At 56.3% G+C, this 4,279-nt stretch carries 2 protein-coding genes; both read left to right on the top strand.

Translation table 11 applies throughout. From position 1 onward, the window contains the following. Window positions 1–226: 226 nt before the first annotated feature. Window positions 227–1,684 (top strand): DUF1501 domain-containing protein, encoded by a 1,458-nt coding sequence (locus Q0294_RS01105; protein WP_299459887.1) that lies wholly within the window; start codon window positions 227–229, stop codon window positions 1,682–1,684. 193 nt (window positions 1,685–1,877) lie between these two features. After that, a partial coding sequence (locus Q0294_RS01100) for a PVC-type heme-binding CxxCH protein (protein ID WP_299459884.1) occupies window positions 1,878–4,279 on the top strand: 2,402 nt, incomplete at its 3' end.

The following is a 4,279-nucleotide window of genomic DNA, read 5'->3' as shown; positions in this document are numbered from 1 at the left end:
CCCAGTCCAGTGCCGGCGATGAACCCGAAGCCTAGCTGACCGCCGGCCGTGGATTTATGACCTACTGTAATTCCTAAGAACCCGCTCCCAACACATTAACACATACTTATGTATTGATCTTTTTCCAATCTATGCTATAAACTATCTTAAGTAATTAGCTGGCACTGCCCCGAATCTTTCTCATTGAAACATCAAGATTGCTGAAAGCAGATCGTGAGGCGCTGATTTGTTAAAGAAACTCAATCATTCATACGCGACAGACCAGAGGAGCACAGATCCCCTCCGCCGCCGGTTGCTGCAGTCGGTTTCGGCGGGCATGATGGGCGTGGGTCTGGCCGAGATGCTGACTCTGGAAGCGGTCGCCAATAGTGAAGTCAGGCAGTCAGGTCGGGCCAAACGGGTGCTGGTCGTCTATGAAGAGGGGGGCATCAGCCAGATGGATACCTGGGATCCCAAACCGGAGGCTCCCTTTGATCATCGCACGCCGTTTAAGTCAATTGCGACGAACGTGCCCGGCATCAATTTCTCATCGCTGATGCCGATGACCGCGCAGCAGGCGGACAAGTTATCCGTGATCCGCTCGATGACCTCGGCCCGTGTGGCCGGCCACAAGGAGGGGTGTCAGGAATTCTTCAAAGGCTACCGCTTTGATTCCACGTTTGACTTTCCTGACATCGGCTCGGTCGTCACTGATCAAATCGGAACAGATTGCCGGCAACTGCCGGGCTACATTTTCTGTCCGGGCATCAATATGCCCAATCACGTGACCAGCACCGGTTTTCTGCCCGCCAGCCGGGCTCCGTGGAAACTGGGCACAAAGAATCTGGGTGAAAATCTGGCTGACCCCACCTGGGAAGTGAAATCATTGCAGTTGAATCCGAAATTAAGCTCTGAACGGTTTCAGCAACGGCGTGAACTGCTCTCGCAACTGGATCGGTCGGCTGTCGCGAAAACGGAATCTGCCGAGACCCTGCAAGCCTACCATGAAAATGCGATCGACCTGTTGACCAGCCCCCGCGTGCAGGCTTCGCTCAATCTCTCCACGGAAAGCGACAAAACCCGCGACCGTTATGGCCGCGACCATCGCGGCTGTTGTTATCTGCTGGGACGCAAGCTGATTGAAGCCGGCGTGCGTTTTGTGAGCGTGACCGTGATTCAACCCCCGGAGCACGTCAACCGCCCCGGCTATGGTCAACCCAAGGGGGTCTTCCTGAACTGGGATCACCACGAGGGCATCTACCAGAACGGTCCCTGTGGCGGCCCACAAGGGAATGGGAACCAGGAACGCTTCGGCTTACCGCACCCGGTAATGATGCCCAGTCTTGATCGTTCCTTCAGTGCACTGATTGAAGACATGCACGCCCGCGGGTTGCTTGAAGAGACACTCGTCTGTTTCATCACCGAAATGGGGCGCACCCCGCGCGTTAATAAATGGGGCGGCCGTGATCACTGGGGACGCGCGATGTCGGTCGCGCTGGCGGGTGCCGGCGTTCCAGGCGGACAGGTGATCGGCGCCACCAACAAAGAAGGAGGCGACGTGACCGACCGGCTCTATACTCCCTATGATTACGCAGAGACGATCTATCGCAAACTCGGCATCGACACGGCCGCACGACTCAGAAGACCGGACGGACTGCCCATCGAATTCACCGACGGCGGTCACCCCATATCCGAAGTTTTTTGATGGGTCACCGTTTTGAAACAGAATCAGAAAACAGTATACAACAACCGACAAACCTGGAAATCAGGGATGATCTCACCTGCCTCGGCTTTCCCCTCCCTTAACCGCGCGGTATGATCGAAACAGAGTTGAACTCAGCAACCAGAAACAGTGAAACACCGCTCTCAGATCAGACGAACCAACAAGAGAAACACCTATGAATCATTTGACAATCTGCTCTCTGGCCCTCGGCTGGATTTTCGCCATCGCTTCACTCCCCGCTGCAGAGCGGGAACCGCAGGTAAAAACGTTGCAACCCGGTGTGCGACTGACACTCGTCGCCGAACATCCCGAGTTGGCAACTCCCACGGGGATCGATGTGGACGCACAAGGCCGCATCTGGGCCGTCGCCACGCATACGCATTTTCGACCCGATGATTATGTCGGCCCGGAGCATGATGAAATCATCGTCTTTTCTGATCTCAACAAAGAGGGGCGCGCCCAAAAACGACAGGTGTTCTATAATGCCACCGATGCAACAATGGATCTGGAACTGGGGCCGGATGGCTGGGTGTATCTGGCCGAACGCGACCGCATACTGCGCATCAAAGATACCGATGGCGACGGCAAAGCCGATGTCGAAGAGAACATCGCCGTTCTGAAAAGTGAAGCCGATTATCCCCATAACGGTCTCGAAGGACTGGCGTGGGATCCGAATGGAAATCTGGTCTTTGCGATCGGCGAGAACTTTGCCAAGCCGTGGACACTGACGGGAACCGATGGTGTGATCGTCAAGGGAGCGGGCAAAGGGGGCATTTTCCGCTGCACCGCCGACGGCAAACAACTAAGTCGCATTGCCGAAGGATTCTGGAACCCGTTCGGCATTTGTGTTCGCGCAGATGGTGAGATTTTCGCTGCAGAAAACGATCCCGGCGAACGCCCTCCCTGTCGACTGCTGCACATCGTGGAAGGGGGCGACTACGGTTATGAACGCAGTTACGGGTCAGAAGCCCATCATCCTTTCGTCGGCTGGAATGGAGAACTACGCGGCACGCTCCCTATGATTCATCCGTCCGGGGAAGCCCCCTGTGGTGTTTTGCCGCTGGGACGCGGTCTGCTCGTCCCTTCGTGGAGCGATCATAGTATTGACTTTTTCCCGCTGACGCAAAAAGGAGCCAGCTTTACATCCAAACCCATCACACTCGTCAAAGGGGGGCGCTACTTCCGCCCCAGTTGTATCGCCGAAGATCCCACCGCCGAAAAACAGAAACGCGTCTATTATCTCTGCGACTGGGTCGACGGCCGTTATGAAGCGCACGGTTATGGACGCGTGTGGAAACTGGAAATCGATCTGGACCAGGCAGCCTGGGTCGGCAAGCTGGATCTGGAACCACCCACAAAGCAAGCAAAATTAGCGGCTCAGTTGCGGAGCGGTGACACGAAATTCCAGCTCAAAGAGTTATTACAGTTTTCTCAAGATCAAGACCCGTTCCTTGCGCAGTCCGCCTTGCAGGCGCTGGCACGGGAAGCGACCACATGGACTTCGAAGGAAGTCGCCAGCTGGCCGACCACTGATCGAATTCAGGCCGTCATGGCGTTGAAACTTGCCAAGGCGGACCCAGAGCAATGGGTGCCTCTGTTCCTGGCGGATCAAAACCCGGACGTGCAGTTCGAGACGCTGCGCTGGATTTCCGATGACGGATTAAAAGCATTTCTGCCGAATGTAGAACAGAAACTGGCGCAAAGTGACCTCGACTATCGGCGGTTCGAAGCCGCCATCGCCACATTAAACACGCTGCAGGGTAAACCAGAAGCAGGCATCCGCAACCCGGAGATGCTGTTAGCCAAAGTACAGGATGCAAACAGCGCACCACGCATCCGCGCGTATGCACTGCGGCTGCTGCCAACGCAGTCGCTTGCCGCCCCCAAAGCGGGAACGCAGCCGGTCAAAAACTTTCCCAAGGGACTGACGCTGGAAATGCTCCAGCAACTTCTGGCAGTCGATGATGAAACACTCTCGCTGGAAGTCGTCCGCACGTTGGCGGGCAATCCCGTCGCGGCGCAAAAGATTCTGGCGGGGATCGCCGCCGATCCTCAGCAAAACGTCAAGCTGCGTGCGGAAGCGGTCGCCGGGCTGGCCACGATGGCAGAACAGAATTCCGCACTCTTATACCAACTGGCGGGAGACAAGGAACGTGCCGTACGTGAGGAAGCCTTACGCTGCCTCAGATCGATTCCACACACGCCCCAGCAGGTAGAGACACTGAAAAGTCTGGCCAGTCATTACCCCGAATCAGCGGATCTATTTGCAGCCGCGCTGAATCCGAAATCGGTCAGCGTAGGTCGCCCTGCTCTGACCGATACGCAAGCCTGGTTACAGGCGCTGGAAGCGGTACAGGCTCCCGCAGACCTGGAAAATGGTCGCCGCATTTTTCATCACGGCCGACTGGCGAACTGCTCTCACTGTCATCGGCACGGCGGTCGCGGGAATGTCGTCGGTCCTGACTTAAGCAGTCTGGGTAACAAACAGGACCGTACCTGGCTGTTGAAATCGATCCTCGAACCAAGCCGCGAGATGGCTCCCGAATACCAGCCACGTACGATCATTCTCAACGATGG

The sequence above is a fragment of the uncultured Gimesia sp. genome, assembly GCF_937919775.1.
In the GTDB taxonomy this organism is placed as follows: domain Bacteria; phylum Planctomycetota; class Planctomycetia; order Planctomycetales; family Planctomycetaceae; genus Gimesia.
The sequence above is the reverse complement of the archived record's forward strand: the minus strand, read 5'-3'. Positions and strand labels throughout refer to the sequence as shown.